Consider the following 14,033-nt stretch of genomic DNA (forward strand, 5'->3'; position numbering starts at 1 on the left):
TGGTGTGCGGGCCCGGCCTCTTTCCCTGCCTGGAGCCGGACTGATGACGCAGGAATCGATGACGCGAGAACGCCGTAGCCCCAAGGAACTCAACCTCAACAGCACCAAGAAGACGAAGACCCCGGGTGCTGGCAGTACGCTGCCGCCGCTGGACTGGGCCCGCGGCCATGGGCCAATCACCGGTGCCCTGTCCGCGACCACCGGGGCCGCAGCCGCCGCGCTGCTGGGCACCGCGACCGGGATGCCGGAGGGGTGGCCGCTGCTGATCGGCGCCGCTGGAGCCGTGGGGCACGGCGTCGGCCACAGCGTGCGCCGCAAACTCACCCTGCGCACCGCTGTGGCTCGCGCCGCGTCCTGGCTGGTGGCCGGGGGTTGGACCGCCTGGGCCATGGCGCACGGGCCGCTGTCGTGGGTGGCGGCCGGATCGCTGGCCGCCCTCGGGGTGGGCATCGGGGCGGCTGTCTCCCACACCGCCGCGTGGGAAGAGGTCGCCGAAGAAGAGCGGTTCACCGCCGCCGCGCGGGCCGCCGCTGCCGAGATGGACGGCCGCCGCCGAACGGTTGCCGGTGAGTGGCAGGACCGCATCAAGCGGGTCTGCATGGTGGATGTCAAGGTCATGGCGGTGGAGTTCTGGGAGACCGGCGCCGGATTCTCCATCGAGGCCGAGCTGCCCGGCGGCGGGGTGACCTGGGACCGCATCAGCTCCCGCTCCCGTGCCCTGGCCGCCGACGCCCGCCTGCCGCTGGGGTGCACCGTCCACGTCGAGGAAGGCGCCGCACAAGGGCTGGTCGTCCTGGACATCATGACCAAGAACATCATGCGGGAGGAGAAGCTTTACCCCGAGGACTACAGTCCCCTGTCGATCCTCACCGGGATCCCCTGGTGCCTTCGGCCCAACGGGGAGGCGATCCTCGTCTTCCTCCGCGAGGCGTGCGCGCTGCTGCTCGGCCCGCCCGGATCGGGAAAGTCCACGTTCATGGACGTCATCCTCGCCGGATTCGCCCGCTGCACCGACGTCCTGACCTGGGTCATCGACCTCAAGCAGGGCGCCATCGGCATCCCGTGGGTCACGCCCTGGCTGGAGGCCAAAGGACTCATCAAGCCGGACGACCCGGAGAACCCCGCCCCGGCCGGCACCCTGCCGGGCGTGGACTGGCTCGCGGCCACCCCGAAGGAAGCGATCCGGATGCTCAAGGCCGCGCTGCGCATCAACAAGGCGCGTCAGCTGCGGTATCAGAAGCTGATGCGGCAGCAGGACACCACTCTCCTGCCCATCTCGCCCGAGCTGCCGCAGATCGAGATCGTCATCGATGAGGGTGCCGAGGCCCTGGCACATGCCAACAACCGGCGCGAGCCGGAGAAGCGGGAGCTGGCCGAGCTCATCAAGGAAGTCATGCGCACCACCCGTGCGATGGGCATCCGGAAGGTCCTCACCGCCGTGGACGGCAACCTGAGCACGATCGGCGACACCGTGGTCAAGCGGTTCTCCCCGCTGTCCATCGCTCTGACCTCCGGCGAGAACTCCGGGCACAACGTCGGCAAGCTCTTCCCCAAGGTGCGCATCGACAGCACTCAGCTCAACGAGAAGGGCGCTGGCATCATCGGCGACAGCGGCGCCAACGGCTTCGCCCCCACCGAGTTCAAGGGCTGGAAGTCCCTGCCGTCCATGGTGCGCCGCGTGGTGCTCGCCACCAACGATCGCCGCCCCACCCTGGACCAGGTCTCAGTGGAGGCAGCAGGGCCCGACTACCGCGAGCGGTGGACCCAGGAGCGGGCGGGCTGGCTGGTGACCGCGGCCGAGGCCGTCAAGAGCGGCGAGACCGACGACCAGGCCCCGGACCGGACCGGCACGGTGACCGCCGTCCTGGACAAGCCGGAACCGCCGGCGGCCGAGGCCGACGACCGGCGTCGCCCCAGGTCGCTGAACCTGTCCTACCAGCGTCGGGCCGAGGGGGAAGACCCCGACGAACTCGCCGCCAAGCTCCTCGCCCAGATCGAGGAAACCTACGGCACCACCGAGGAACCCGACCGCACCGGCCGCACGGACCGCGAGAGGCGTCGCGGCCTCAACCTCTCCTACAACCGCGACGTTCCCCCGAACCCGCCCAGCACCGACCCGGAAGACGCGACGCCCGACCAGGACCCCGCCGACGTCGAAAGCAGCGGCCACCGCGAGGGATCTGGCGTGTCCGGGCCCGACTGGCTGGCCGAGGCGATCGACGCGATCGAATCGGCCGGCCCCATGGGCATGAAGCCGTCCGCCATCGCCGACATGGTCGGCCGAGACCGCAAGACCGTACGCGCCGCACTGCGAGCCGCCGCCGAACGCGGCCAGCTGGTCTACCGCGACAACGGACCCCACTCCGTCTACGTCCACCCCGACCACGCCTAGCCATCACAACCAGTTACCGGATAGTGGGTAGTGGGGCGCACCCCACTACCCACTAGAACACCCCACTAGGCCCGAAAATCCGACTCCAACAGCCTCTTCGGCGAGCACCCCACTACCCACTACCCAGTACTCACTACCCACTAGAAACAACAGACCGTAACCGCTGCGGGCGGCTCCCTCACCCCGAGGGAGCCGCCCGCAGCCCGTTCTGGAGGCTCCCCATGGTCGTCTCGCTGTCCACCGTCGTCCTACTCGGCATCGTCGTCATCGCCATGATCCGCCAGCGCGTGCTGGGCCCCGGCGCCGCGACCATCGCCGCCCTCTTCGGCTTCTGCCTCGCCTCCACCGGCCTGGCTCCCACGATCAACGAGGCCATCGCGTCCATCTCGGCCGAACTCAGCCGCATCGCCTGACCACGCCGACCGCGCAGGCATCCACCACCCCGGAGGCAGCTATGCAGCGTCCCGACCCGCACACCATCCCTGGGCACCTCGCACCGCATATACCCGCCGACCTCTACCGGCACTTAGACGGCCGCAATGTGGTCATCATCCAGACCCCCGCCCCGGCCCCGGCCCGGTCCGCACGGAAGTGGGCCGTGCCGCTCGCCATCGGGCTCGCCGGAGCCGCTGGCGTCCTCGGGCTCGTTGCGGCTGCCGTTGCGGTCTTCGACTACGCCGTGCGCACCGCCGCCCTCATCGGCTCCACCACCGGCCCGATCGGGCTCGGCCTGTCCCTCAAGCTCTTCGGTTCCAAGAACAAGTGAGGAACGCCAACCGCATGGAAGCCCAGTACGCCCCAGGGACCCTCATCGTCCTGGTCGGCTCACCCGGAGCGGGCAAGTCCACCTATGCCCGCCGTCACTTCCCGACCGGCCGTCTGTGCCTGGACGACTTCCGGGAGATGGCGACCGACGACGCCGCCGACCAGTCCGCCACACCCACCGCAGCACAGATCCAGAACCTCCTGCTGGAAGCCCGACTCGCACGCGGCCTGACCACCGTCGTGGACAGCACCAACGTGATGCCGCACGTCCGCGCGGGACTGCTCGCCCGCGCCCGCTACTACCAGCGCCCTGCAGCGGCCATCCTCTTCAAGCTGCCGCTGGCCCTCTGTTACGCACGCAACACCACCCGCACCCGTCAGGTCCCGGAGAACGTGGTGCGCGAGCTGCACCAAATGACCCCGACAGCCGAGCAGTTGGACGCAGAGGGATTCGCCGACATCCGCACCGTCGCCCTCATCCGCTCCACGACCGGCCCGAACGGGCTCGGCCTGTCCCTCAAGCTCTTCCAGCCCAAGAACAAGTAGGGAGCGCTGATTGATGCACGCACTCACCGTGCGCCAGCCGTGGGCAGACGCCATCGCCTACGGCGGCAAGACCACTGAAAACCGCACCTGGCCCGTGCCGAAGAAGTACATCGGCAGGCGGGTCCTCATCCACGCGGGAGCGGCCTACGACCGCATGGGCCGCTTCCTCATCACTGACTGGGATGCCCTCGACTCCTGGCCGAACACCCGCAGCGCCATCGTGGCCATCGCCTCGCTCACCGACTGCCACCGCAGTACCGGCACCTGCTGCGCGCCCTGGGGCCAGAGCGACGTCTACCACTGGCAGCTCGCCGACGTCCGCCGCCTCCGCCACCCCGTGCCCGCCAAGGGCGCCCTCGGGTTCTGGACTCCCGATCAGGCAGTCGTCGAGTCCGTCATCGCCCAAACCACCGCTCTCCGCCCTTCCACCTGACCCCGAACAGGAGCACAGCACCATGACCAATCCCATGCCATGGTTCGAACGTCTCACCGACAGCGTGTACGCCCTCGGCGCCGCCGCTCGCGAAGCGCAGCGCGCGGCCCGCAGTGCCGAGCTGGCCCGTGACGCCTACGACCTCGACCGGCTGCGGCCCGTCGACGGAGAGGTCCGTCTCGACGGCCGGGACCCGGGTGGCGTGCCGTTCCGCCCGCACGACGCCGCCCTGTTCACCATCGGCAAGGTCCTCATGGAGCAGGCGAACAAGCTGCGCACCCTCTACACCCAGACCGCTGAGGGCTACGCCTACGGCACCGCGTGGGCCATCCTGCGCGTCCTGGACGGCTGGCAGCCCGACGTTGTCCAGCTCGGCCGCAGCCGGGAAGGGTTCTACGTCATCCCCGGTGAGCTGTCCCCGATCCCGCCGCTCATGCCGGGCCTGGAGCGCTGGAGCGACTACAAGAAGTTCGTCCAAGCCCGTGCCCGATGGGCCATCTGCGAGGACGCGGGCCTGTTCGCCGAATACCTCGACGAACAGCCCCAGCTCTCCGACCACGAGGCCGGTGCACTCCACGAGGCCATCGACACCGCCACCGGGGCGCCGGACGCCGCGTACGCCTACGGCCAGCTCGCCGAATCCGCACTCCACTTCGCACTGCTGGAGCCCCGCGCCCAGCACGCCCGCAACGGCAAGGAGCAGTGAGGGACACCATGACCAGCCAGACCAGCACCAACGCCGCTGAACTCTCCGACACGGCAGCCGAAGCCATCCGCCAGCTCAACCACTCCACCCGCCAGACCGACGGCGGGCTGGAGTACCCCGGCGACGCCTACAGCACCATCGCCAACCTCTCCACCCTCGCCATGCGCCTGCCCCAGGCCCTCGACCAGATCCGCGCCTTCATGGACCGCCTGGGCCACGAGGGACACCTGCGCAGCGACAACGGGCCCGGCGACCTCGCCACGCGCCTGGAAGACCTGCGCGAAGGAATCACCGCCGCACAACGCTGCGCCGAAGCCCTGCACATCTGCCTGAACCGGGCCCACAACGCCCTCAGCCCCATCGGCTACGCCGAATAGCTACGCCCGGGGCGGCGGCCTCCGGCCAAGGACAGCCCACCGCCCCGGCTTCCCCTGCCCATCCACAACGGAACAGGAGATCCCGGTATGAGCCCTCCCCCGACATTACGGCTCGGCTCAGTCTGTACCGGCTACGGCGGCCTTGACATCGCAGTGCAGCAGGTTTTCGGCGGCTCAGTCGCATGGGTCGCGGATAACGATCCCGGGGCGGCACGCATCCTGGCCCACCACCACCCGCGGGTGCCGAACCTGGGTGACATCACGGCCGTGCGCTGGGAGGACGTGGAGCCGGTCGACATCGTGTGCGGCGGGTATCCGTGCCAGCCGTTCAGCACCGCTGGCAAGAGAAAGGGAACCGCCGATGACCGGCACATCTGGCCCTACATCGCCGCCGCCCTTCGCGTTCTACGACCCCGCTACGCGGTCTTTGAGAACGTCGCAGGGCACCTTCGACTCGGTTTCGACACTGTCCTGTGCGACCTTGCCGACCTCGGGTTCGATGTTGAGTGGTGCGTTGTACGCGCGGACCAGGTCGGCGCTCCCCACCAACGTCGCCGGCTCATCGTCCTCGCCACTGCTACCGACGCCCCGAACCTCGGACACGAATGGGGCGGGCGTACACGGGGACGGGGGGATGGACCTGCGGACCACGGTGACGCTGCTTCCCACGCCGAACGCGTCGTTCCCGGGGACCACAGCGAACTATCGGCCGGACGGGACACCGTACAGCGAGGGGTACGGGATGACGCTCCTCGATGCGGCACGGCTTCTCCTGCCGACGCCGACCGCGGCGGACGGCGACCGGACGAGTACCACGTACAGCAGGGGCAACCCGACGCTGCTTGGGGCCGTTTCCTCCCCGCCATCCGACGGTGGGAGCGAGTTCTCGGACGCCCCGCCCCACGAGCAACTGACGCTCTGGGGCGGCTGAACCCGCCGTTCGTCGAATGGCTCATGGGCCTTGACCACGGCCATGTCACCGCCGTTCCCGGACTGTCCCGGACCGCGCAGCTCAAAGCGCTCGGCAACGGCGTCCTCCCACAACAGGCCACGTACACCCTGCACCACCTGCTCCAGGCCAGCCATCACCAGCTGGTCACAGCTGCCTGAGCAGCGCCCGGGGCGGCGGCCTCCGGCCAAGGACAGCCCACCGCCCCGGGTTCCCCCTGCCCATCCACAACGGAACAGGAGAACCACCAGCATGACCCAACCCGCCCCCATCCGGCGAGACGCCCCCGGCGGCTCCCATCTACGGACCGCGCTGGAACTGGCCGCCGCCGGTATGCCGGCGCTTCCCCTGCGGGCCGGGAAGGTGCCGTTCGGGAACTGCCATGCCTGCACCGACATCGCCTGTGGCGGACGCCCCAACATGAAGGCCCCGGGCCCCTGCCAGTGCCCTTCGGTCTGCCACGCCTGGGCCGCCGCCACCACCGACCGCAGCGTCATCACCTCCCCCGCGTGGGCTACGGCCTGGCGGCAGGCCGTAGCCGTCGCCTACCACCCGGGCGGGGCCGGGCTGACCGTCGTGGACCTCGACAGCCCGGCCTCCGTCGCGTGGGCCCGTGAGTCCCTGCCGCCCACCCGGACCGTGCTCACCACCCGTGGGGAGCACTGGATCTACCTGGGTGCCATGCGCTCGGTGAACGGCGTTCGTGAGGGCGTCGACATCAAGTCCACGATGGCCTACGCCCGGTGGCTCGGCCCCGGAACCGGCACCATGTCCGATCTGCCGGGCGCCGTGCGCGCGCTGGCCGTGAAGGAGCCTTCCACGGTCCGGGCCGCACCGCTCGTCGTCACGGCGCCCGCGCCGGTCGGGGGCGGGGAGTGCCGCCATCGCGTGCCCGACTACCTGGAGCGTGGCATCGCTATGGCGGAGCAGCGCATCACCGAGGCCCGCAGTGCGATTCACGCGACCGTCTACCGCACGTTCCTCGCCGTGCTGTCCGCTCACGGCCGGTGCGGCTGCCTGACCGACACCCACATTGCGCGGCTGTTCGCCGCCGCTCAGGCCAAGGGGGAGTCGCCCCGGCACTGCACTGACGCATGGGCCAACGCCCGCGTCAGGTTGGGACTGTGACCATGTCCGACGACGAGAAGACCCCGGCCCGCGAGGTCATCGCCGACTACGCGCAAGCGCACTTCCGGTACTTCCGCACCGCCGACGGAACCGTGTTCGCCCAGAAGAACGGCCACCCCGTGGCCCGCCCGATCCGCTCACAGGGCACCTCGGGAAGCCACCGCCAAGAACTCATGGTCGGGCTGTTCAAGGACGGTCTCGGTGTATTCAACGGAACCGCCCTCAAGGAGGCGCTGGACTTGATCGAAGCACTCGCGATGGACCAGGACGTGCAGCCCGTTCACATCCGCGTCGCACCAGGATTCGACGGTGCGACGTGGCTCGACCTTGGGCGCAGTGACGGGCAGTCCGTCCGCATCCACCCCACCGGCTGGGATGTCGTCACCCCCGACCCGCAGGAGGTGTGCTGGCGGCGGACCCAGCTCACCGGGGAACTGCCCCTGCCGGCCAAGGACACCGACGGCAAGGGCATCGACCTGCTCCTGCGGCTCTGCAACTTCGCAGGCGCGGAGACCGAGTGCCTGGCTATCGCGTGGCTGATCGGCTGCCTCGGGCCGTCCGTGCCCGTCCCTGCCCCCTTCCTCACCGGCCCCCAGGGCGCGGGCAAGTCCACCGGCGGGCGGATGCTCGTGAGGATCATTGAGGGCATGAGCGGCGACCTTCGCCGCGCTCCGAAGGACGAGGAGAACCTGATCGCGGCCGTGGCGGCCGGGTGGGTCACGGCCCTGGACAACCTCTCCCATCTGGGCCCGGACCTGTCCGACCTCATGTGCTGCATCGTCACCGGCGCCGAGACCATCAAACGCGCCCTCTACACCGACGGCGACGTGGTGCGTGCCCGCTACCGCCGCCCCCTCCTGCTGACCGGCATCGACGTCGGCGTCATCCGCCCCGACCTCGCCGAACGCCTCCTTCCCCTCCGCCTGGAACGCCCCCGCGTCCGGCGGACCGAGGCCGAGCTGTGGGCGGAGTTCGAAGAAGTCCTGCCCGTCGTCCTCGGGTCCCTCCTGGATCTGACCGTCAAGGTCCGGGCGGCCGAGGCCGACATCCCCACCGACCTGCGGATGGCCGACTTCGCCCACCTGTGCGCGCAGCTCGACGCGGCGACCGGCCTCGGAGCGCTCAATGCCTACCGGACCAGCCTCGACGACCTCAACGACGACGTCATCGAGGGTGACCTCCTGGCCCAGACCGTGCTGAAGCACGCCGCCGGCATCGATCTGGGCGTGGACATCCGGATGACCTCCTCCGAGTGGCTGCACCGCCTCACCGGCCTGTACACCGGGGACGACTGCCGTCCCCTGCCCAAGGGCTGGCCCACCACGGGCAAGGTCCTCTCCGACCGCCTCAAACGACTCCAACCGACCCTCGCCGCTCGTGATGTCCTGATCGACTGGGGCCGCACCAAAGCGGGCCGCTACATCGAGATGACCCGACGACCGACCCCGCCGCCACATCAGCAAGAGCCGATGCTCTGACCGGCGACCCACGACCGCGGGACAAGCAAGAAGAGCACCACGCGCCCGGTGCTCTTCTTGCTGTTCGGCGGCACGCCGCCCCGATGGTCGCGCCGCGAAGCGGCTCCTTCTTCACGCCTTAACGCGCAGCGCACCACAACAGACACCCCCCTTCTCTTGTCCGAAGAGAAGAGACGCTGCGTCATCCGCGTCACCCAAGGGCGGAAAACGGCCCGTGACCTGCCGCTACAGCGGTGACGCAGGACGGCCGTGGCTGCGTCACCCCGCGTCACCTGCGTCACCGATGACGCAGAGTATCGCGCGCGGGTGACACACCCCGGGATCTCTGCGTCACTCAAAACCGCAGGTCAGAAGCGCAAATGACGCAGATGACGCGGTGACGCAGAATCCCGCACCTCGGACAGACGCGAACTCCCGAAACAGGCCCCACCCCGGAAGGGGAAGTGCCGCCCGCCCCAGACGAAGGAGTGCCCCAACCATGGACACGCCTCAGCTCGCCGATGCCGATGACCCCACGCTCGTGCTGTTGACCGTCGAAGAGGCCGCCCGCCGACTCCGCATCGGCCGGACCACATGCTTCGCGCTCATCCGCGCTGGAGAGCTGGAGTCCATCCCGGTTGGCCGTCTCCGGCGCGTTCCCGCAGACGCGCCCGCCGCATACGTCGCCCGCCGCCGCGCCGAGCAGCGCGCCGCCTGAACCACTCTCTTCCGGAGCGCTGCCCCAAGCGGGGCAGCGCTCCGGGCTTTCCGCACCTCAGAGGGAGCCTGCCTGTGGCAGAGAAAAAGAAGAAGGGCACCCGCCGCGCCAACGGCGAATCCGCGATCTACTTCGGGAAAGACGGCCGTTGGCACGCCCGCGTCCCGATGGGCTACAAGGACAACGGGGAGCCGTACCGCCGACACGTGACGCGCCCGACGCGCGACGAACTGGTTGATGAAGTCCGCCGGCTTGAGAAGCAGCGCGACGCGGGTTCGGCGCGTCAGCCCGGCAAGCCGTGGACGGTTGAGAAGTGGCTTTGGCACTGGGTTGAGGACATCGCCAAGCCGACCGTCAGCGAGAACACGTACGACGGCTATGAGGTCGCCGTTCGCGTTCACCTCGTGCCTGGTGTCGGCAAGCACCGCCTTGACCGCTTGCAGCCCGAGCACCTGGAGAGTCTGTATCGCCGTATGCAGGCGAACGGGGCGCGCAAGGCCGGCACGGCTCATCAGGCTCACCGCACCGCCCGAACCGCGCTGGGGGAGGCGGTACGGCGCGGCTACGCGCCGAAGAATGCCGCCTCGTTGGCGAAGCCGCCGCGGATGGAGGAGGACGAAACAGAGGTAGAGCCCTACTCCGTGGAAGAGGTTCAGCGCCTGTTGCTCGAAGCCAACAACCGCCGGAACAGCGCCCGCTGGATGCTGGCGCTGGCGCTGGCGCTCGGACTGCGGCAGGGCGAGACGCTCGGACTGCGCTGGTCTGACGTCGACCTGCGCAACGAGTACCTGAAGCTGCGCCGGAACCGTCTGCGCCCCAGGTACGAGCACGGGTGCCCGGAAGCCTCACCGTGCGGCCGGAAGGCGGGGTACTGCCCGGACAGGGTGCAGGTTCGGCGTGAGACCAAGAACACCAAGTCGCGAGCGGGCCGGCGTGCCGTGCCCCTGCCGGGCCCGCTGGTCGCCATGCTTCGTGCACATGCCGAGACGCAAGAGCGCGAGCGTAAGGCGGCCGGGAACCTGTGGGCCGAGTCGGAGTACGTGTTCACCAAGCCGCTGGGTGGCCCACTGAGCCCGAACACGGACTACCACGACTGGAAGCGGCTGCTGGAAGACGCGGGGGTTCGGAACGCTCGGCTGCACGACGCCAGGCACACGGCCGCCACGGTGCTCATGCTGCTCGGTGTCCCGGACCGCGTCATTGATCAGATCATGGGGTGGGAGCCGGGCACCTCCGCAAGCATGCGGGCGCGGTACCTCCACGTGCCGGACGCCATGCTCAAGGACGTGGCCCGGAAGATTGCCGATGCCATCTGGGGACCCTCGGAAACGCCCCCTGTGGACAAAAACCAGGACAACGAGCACTGAGGACAACGACGAGGGGCCCCGCTGATGATCAGCGGGGCCCCTCGTTTCGCCTGTTCAGGCGGGTGCGGAGGATACGAGATTCGAACTCGTGAGGGGTTGCCCCCAACACGCTTTCCAAGCGTGCGCCCTAGGCCTCTAGGCGAATCCTCCGCCGGAAACAATACAAGACCAGGAGCAGTGCACGCGAACTCGTTCCCGACCCGGTCCATCCGCTAGGGTGGGGGCCAGCCCCTCACGTGGCGCTATCTCACCGAACTCCCCCAGGGCCGGAAGGCAGCAAGGGTAAGTGGGCTCTGGCGGGTACGTGGGGGGCCCTTGCGTTGTGGGGAGGGCGCGGGGTGGGCGTGGGTGAGGGGGTGCGGGCGGCTTCGGATGTCGGTGGGCACCGATATCGTCGTAAGCGTGTCGTCCCTCGCGCTGTACCGCCGCTACCGCCCCGAGACCTACGCCGAGGTCATCGGCCAGGAGCATGTCACCGGCCCGCTGCAGCAGGCGCTGCGCAACAACCGGGTCAATCACGCGTACCTCTTCAGCGGTCCGCGCGGCTGTGGCAAGACGACCAGCGCGCGCATCCTGGCCCGCTGTCTGAACTGCGAGAAGGGGCCGACCCCGGCGCCGTGCGGGGAGTGCCAGTCCTGCCAGGACCTCGCGCGGAACGGGCCGGGATCGATCGATGTCATCGAGATCGACGCCGCGTCTCATGGAGGCGTGGACGACGCGCGTGAGCTGCGGGAGAAGGCGTTCTTCGGGCCTGCGTCGAGCCGGTACAAGATCTACATCATCGACGAGGCGCACATGGTCACCTCGGCGGGGTTCAACGCCCTGCTGAAGGTGGTCGAGGAGCCTCCGGAGCATCTGAAGTTCATCTTCGCGACCACGGAGCCCGAGAAGGTCATCGGCACCATCCGGTCGCGCACGCACCACTACCCCTTCCGGCTGGTGCCCCCCGGGACGCTGCGCGACTACCTGGCGGAGGTCTGCGAGCGCGAGGCGATCCCCGTCGAGGACGGAGTGCTGCCGCTGGTGGTGCGGTCCGGGGCGGGGTCGGTCCGGGACTCGATGTCGGTCATGGACCAGCTGCTCGCCGGCGCGGGCGAGGACGGTGTGACGTATGCCATGGCGACGTCGCTGCTCGGCTATACGGACGGCTCGCTGCTCGACGCGATCGTGGACGCCTTCGCGGCGAGCGACGGCTCGGCCGCGTTCGAGGTCGTCAACCGCGTGATCGAGGGGGGCAACGACCCCCGCCGCTTTGTCGCCGATCTGCTGGAGCGCCTGCGTGACCTGGTGATTCTCGCGGCCGTGCCGGACGCGGCGGAGAAGGGGCTCATCGACGCCCCGGTCGATGTCGTCGAGCGGATGCAGGCCCAGGCGTCCGTCTTCGGCGCCGCCGAGCTGAGCCGCGCCGCCGACCTGGTCAACGAGGGCCTGACCGAGATGCGCGGCGCCACCTCTCCGCGGCTGCAGCTGGAGCTGATCTGCGCCCGGGTGCTGCTGCCCGCGGCGTTCGGGGACGAGCGGTCGGTGCAGGCGCGGCTGGAGAAGCTGGAGCGGGGGGCCCTGGCGGGCGGCCTGGGTGGTCCGGGGGGCGGATTCCCGGGGGCGGGAGCCGGTGGTCTGCCCGGAGGGCCCGGGGGGCCGGAGGGCCAAGGGCCCGCCATGGGGTACGTACCGGGGCCCGACGCACACGCCCCGGCCGCAGGTCCCTCCGGCCCGGCGGCCGCGCGCGCGGCGGTGACGGGCCGTGGCGGGGCCGGGGCCGGGGCCGGCCAGGGTGCGGCTCCGGCCGCGGCGGGGCCCGGTGCGGCGAGTGGTCCGGCGGCCGGTGGTGCGGCCGGTGGTGGTCCGGCGGCTGGTGGTCCTGCCGCTGGTGGTGCGGGTGTGGCTCCGGCAGACGCCGGGGGTGGCGGACAGCAGCCCGGCGCGTGGCCCGGGGGCGCCCAGCCCGCGGAGGCGAACGGCGGCGGTCAGCGCCCCGGCGCCTGGCCCGCGGCCGCGGGCAGTGCGGCGGCTGGTGACGCGGCTGCGGGCGGTACGGACAGTGGCGGCGCGCCCGCCGCGTCCGGGCCGCGGCCCGGGGCCTGGCCGGCCGCCGCGGCTCCCGGTTCCGCCCAGGGCGCGGGGCGGCAGCCCGGCAGCTGGCCGTCGGCCGCGGCGCCTGGGCAGGGCGGTGCGCCTGGGCAGGGTGGTGCGCCGTCGGGTGGTTCTTCCGGCCCTTCTGGTGCCTCGAGCTCTTCCGCCCCTTCCGCCCCTTCCGCCCCTTCCGCGCCTTCCCCCGCGCCTGCCGGTGGTACCGCCCCAGCCGCGTCCGCGCCGGGCATGGCGCAGGGCGCCATGCAGGTGCGGCAGATGTGGCCGGACATCCTGGAGGCGGTCAAGAACCGCCGCCGCTTCACCTGGATCCTGCTGAGCCAGAACGCGACCGTCACCGGCTTCGACGGCACCATCCTCCAGCTCGGCTTCTCCAACGCCGGCGCGCGCGACAGCTTCGTCGGCGGCGGCAGCGAGGACGTGCTGCGCCAGGCGCTCAGTGACGCGATCGGCGTGCAGTGGCGGATCGAGGCGATCGTCGACCCCTCGGGCGGCGCCGGACAGCAGAGCGGGCCCGGCGGTGCGGGCGGCGGTGGCTTCGGCGGTTCCGGTGGCTCCGGGGGCTTCAGCGGTTCGGGCGGTCCCGGTGGCTCCGGCGGTGGCGGTGGTGGCGGCTTCGGGGGCGGCGGCGCCTCCGCGGCCCCGCCGCGGCAGTCGGCCCCCCGGCCCCAGGCCCAGGCGTCCGCCGCCGCGCCCGCCGCCCCCGGACCGTCGTCGTCCCCCGCCGGGGCGCCGGCCGAATCGGCGGGCCCGCCGGCGCAGTCGTCGGCGTACCGGGAGCCGGAGCCCCCGCCGATCGCGCCCGAGGACGACATGCCGGCCGAGGACGACCCGGACCTCGACGAGAGCGCGCTCAGCGGCCATGACCTGATCGTGCGCGAGCTCGGCGCGACGCTCATCGAAGAGATCGCGAACGAGTAGGAACGCGCAGGGGCGAGTCGCTTACGGGCGGGGCTCCGGTGCGCGTCGCTCGCCCTGCGCGGCGCCTGAGTTGAGTACTCGGGCGCCGTTCCGCCCTCCTCCCTACGGCGTAGGGCGGGGCGCCCCGTGAGCACGTAGGCTCGGGCTATCGGAAAGAAGAACTCTGTCGACAGCGCAGGAGTG

General features: G+C 70.7%; 14 protein-coding genes, 1 tRNA gene, 1 other RNA gene and 1 pseudogene. 16 read left to right on the plus strand and 1 reads right to left on the minus strand.

Annotated elements, in window-relative coordinates:
- The first annotated feature begins 43 nt into the window (after nucleotides 1-43).
- The 14 genes and pseudogenes from ACWY4P_RS27535 (at nucleotide 44) to ACWY4P_RS27600 (ending at nucleotide 10,838) form a co-directional block, all read left to right on the plus strand.
- Entirely contained in the window at nucleotides 44-2,392 is a 2,349-nt protein-coding gene (locus ACWY4P_RS27535) for a hypothetical protein (protein WP_456203025.1), read from the plus strand.
- Nucleotides 2,393-2,613: 221 nt separating this feature from the next.
- Nucleotides 2,614-2,805: a hypothetical protein gene (locus ACWY4P_RS27540; RefSeq protein WP_404746054.1), complete on the plus strand. Its 192-nt coding sequence runs from the start codon at nucleotides 2,614-2,616 to the stop codon at nucleotides 2,803-2,805.
- A gap of 41 nt (nucleotides 2,806-2,846) precedes the next feature.
- A complete protein-coding gene (locus ACWY4P_RS27545) occupies nucleotides 2,847-3,158 on the plus strand; it encodes a hypothetical protein (RefSeq protein ID WP_456203026.1) in 312 nt (103 codons plus the stop codon).
- Nucleotides 3,159-3,172: 14 nt separating this feature from the next.
- Nucleotides 3,173-3,703 (plus strand): AAA family ATPase, encoded by a 531-nt coding sequence (locus tag ACWY4P_RS27550; protein ID WP_456203027.1) that lies wholly within the window; start codon nucleotides 3,173-3,175, stop codon nucleotides 3,701-3,703.
- A gap of 13 nt (nucleotides 3,704-3,716) precedes the next feature.
- Nucleotides 3,717-4,136 (plus strand): hypothetical protein, encoded by a 420-nt coding sequence (locus ACWY4P_RS27555; RefSeq protein WP_456203028.1) that lies wholly within the window; start codon nucleotides 3,717-3,719, stop codon nucleotides 4,134-4,136.
- A 22-nt stretch (nucleotides 4,137-4,158) separates the two neighbouring features.
- Complete coding sequence (locus ACWY4P_RS27560; RefSeq protein WP_456203029.1) at nucleotides 4,159-4,842, plus strand: hypothetical protein; 684 nt, start codon at nucleotides 4,159-4,161, stop codon at nucleotides 4,840-4,842.
- 8 nt (nucleotides 4,843-4,850) lie between these two features.
- The gene (locus ACWY4P_RS27565) at nucleotides 4,851-5,219 is read left to right on the plus strand and encodes a hypothetical protein (RefSeq protein ID WP_456203030.1); all 369 of its coding nucleotides are present in this window, start codon (nucleotides 4,851-4,853) and stop codon (nucleotides 5,217-5,219) included.
- 87 nt (nucleotides 5,220-5,306) lie between these two features.
- Nucleotides 5,307-5,750: pseudogene (locus ACWY4P_RS27570) on the plus strand (DNA cytosine methyltransferase); the annotation flags it as partial.
- A 103-nt stretch (nucleotides 5,751-5,853) separates the two neighbouring features.
- The gene (locus tag ACWY4P_RS27575; protein ID WP_456213369.1) at nucleotides 5,854-6,150 is read left to right on the plus strand and encodes a hypothetical protein; all 297 of its coding nucleotides are present in this window, start codon (nucleotides 5,854-5,856) and stop codon (nucleotides 6,148-6,150) included.
- A gap of 23 nt (nucleotides 6,151-6,173) precedes the next feature.
- Complete coding sequence (locus ACWY4P_RS27580; protein WP_456213370.1) at nucleotides 6,174-6,329, plus strand: hypothetical protein; 156 nt, start codon at nucleotides 6,174-6,176, stop codon at nucleotides 6,327-6,329.
- Nucleotides 6,330-6,420: 91 nt separating this feature from the next.
- Nucleotides 6,421-7,296, plus strand: a complete 876-nt coding sequence (locus tag ACWY4P_RS27585; protein WP_456203031.1) for a bifunctional DNA primase/polymerase — start codon at nucleotides 6,421-6,423, stop codon at nucleotides 7,294-7,296.
- 2 nt (nucleotides 7,297-7,298) lie between these two features.
- Entirely contained in the window at nucleotides 7,299-8,774 is a 1,476-nt protein-coding gene (locus tag ACWY4P_RS27590) for an ATP-binding protein (RefSeq protein ID WP_456203032.1), read from the plus strand.
- Nucleotides 8,775-9,252: 478 nt separating this feature from the next.
- A complete protein-coding gene (locus ACWY4P_RS27595) occupies nucleotides 9,253-9,471 on the plus strand; it encodes an excisionase family DNA-binding protein (protein WP_456203033.1) in 219 nt (72 codons plus the stop codon).
- Nucleotides 9,472-9,545: 74 nt separating this feature from the next.
- On the plus strand, nucleotides 9,546-10,838 hold the full coding sequence (locus tag ACWY4P_RS27600) for a tyrosine-type recombinase/integrase (protein WP_456203034.1): 1,293 nt from the start codon (nucleotides 9,546-9,548) through the stop codon (nucleotides 10,836-10,838).
- Nucleotides 10,839-10,903: 65 nt separating this feature from the next.
- On the opposite strand, the gene ACWY4P_RS27605 is transcribed toward ACWY4P_RS27600, so the two are convergent.
- Nucleotides 10,904-10,988, minus strand: a tRNA-Ser gene (locus ACWY4P_RS27605).
- Nucleotides 10,989-11,062: 74 nt separating this feature from the next.
- Here ACWY4P_RS27605 and ffs point away from each other — a divergent pair.
- An RNA gene (gene ffs, locus ACWY4P_RS27610) (signal recognition particle sRNA small type) lies at nucleotides 11,063-11,157 on the plus strand.
- A gap of 83 nt (nucleotides 11,158-11,240) precedes the next feature.
- Nucleotides 11,241-13,850, plus strand: a complete 2,610-nt coding sequence (locus ACWY4P_RS27615) for a DNA polymerase III subunit gamma and tau (RefSeq protein WP_456203035.1) — start codon at nucleotides 11,241-11,243, stop codon at nucleotides 13,848-13,850.
- The last annotated feature ends 183 nt before the right edge of the window (nucleotides 13,851-14,033 follow it).

It is taken from the genome of Streptomyces sp. LZ34, from assembly GCF_053890475.1.

Coding starts and splice junctions, on each gene's coding strand:
- ACWY4P_RS27560 (WP_456203029.1), top strand. CDS start 4,159: ATGACCAATCCCATGCCATGGTTCGAACGTCTCACCGACAGCGTGTAC.
- ACWY4P_RS27550 (WP_456203027.1), top strand. CDS start 3,173: ATGGAAGCCCAGTACGCCCCAGGGACCCTCATCGTCCTGGTCGGCTCA.
- ACWY4P_RS27555 (WP_456203028.1), top strand. CDS start 3,717: ATGCACGCACTCACCGTGCGCCAGCCGTGGGCAGACGCCATCGCCTAC.
- ACWY4P_RS27535 (WP_456203025.1), top strand. CDS start 44: ATGACGCAGGAATCGATGACGCGAGAACGCCGTAGCCCCAAGGAACTC.
- ACWY4P_RS27590 (WP_456203032.1), top strand. CDS start 7,299: ATGTCCGACGACGAGAAGACCCCGGCCCGCGAGGTCATCGCCGACTAC.
- ACWY4P_RS27585 (WP_456203031.1), top strand. CDS start 6,421: ATGACCCAACCCGCCCCCATCCGGCGAGACGCCCCCGGCGGCTCCCAT.
- ACWY4P_RS27565 (WP_456203030.1), top strand. CDS start 4,851: ATGACCAGCCAGACCAGCACCAACGCCGCTGAACTCTCCGACACGGCA.
- ACWY4P_RS27595 (WP_456203033.1), top strand. CDS start 9,253: ATGGACACGCCTCAGCTCGCCGATGCCGATGACCCCACGCTCGTGCTG.
- ACWY4P_RS27540 (WP_404746054.1), top strand. CDS start 2,614: ATGGTCGTCTCGCTGTCCACCGTCGTCCTACTCGGCATCGTCGTCATC.
- ACWY4P_RS27545 (WP_456203026.1), top strand. CDS start 2,847: ATGCAGCGTCCCGACCCGCACACCATCCCTGGGCACCTCGCACCGCAT.
- ACWY4P_RS27580 (WP_456213370.1), top strand. CDS start 6,174: ATGGGCCTTGACCACGGCCATGTCACCGCCGTTCCCGGACTGTCCCGG.
- ACWY4P_RS27575 (WP_456213369.1), top strand. CDS start 5,854: ATGGACCTGCGGACCACGGTGACGCTGCTTCCCACGCCGAACGCGTCG.